Below are 326 nucleotides of genomic sequence, written 5' to 3'. Positions count from 1 at the left end.
TGAGTTTTAAGACCTGCAGCCTGTACTGATCTCCTGAAGTCCTTCACACTCTTCTCCTGGGATTTCCTCCTCCTGGATCAGCTTTTATTGTGTCCACAGTATGGGACAGGCTTTCAAAAAGCATCCAAAACTAGTTTTTGCTGTGTCCACTTTATAGGGTTCAGTTTAATCCGGGATTTGTCCTCCTTTTTTCCTTTTTTCACTCCTGGGAGGTGGTCGTCCCTGAGGTTTCTCCTCCTCTCTCTGTTTTTTATATTCTGAGAGGACTTTCCCTCAAAGATTTCTCCTCCTTTTACTGATTTATTTCTCCTGGGAGGTTCTTTCTT

At 43.3% G+C, this 326-nt stretch carries 1 protein-coding gene; it reads right to left on the bottom strand.

The genetic code is table 11. The features are described from left to right. Positions 1-113: 113 nt before the first annotated feature. A partial coding sequence (locus tag JMF81_RS12765; RefSeq protein WP_201311822.1) for a hypothetical protein occupies positions 114-326 on the bottom strand: 213 nt, incomplete at its 5' end.

The organism is Anaerostipes butyraticus (assembly GCF_016586355.1).
Lineage (GTDB): Bacteria > Bacillota > Clostridia > Lachnospirales > Lachnospiraceae > Anaerostipes > Anaerostipes butyraticus.
The sequence above is the reverse complement of the archived record's forward strand: the minus strand, read 5'-3'. Positions and strand labels throughout refer to the sequence as shown.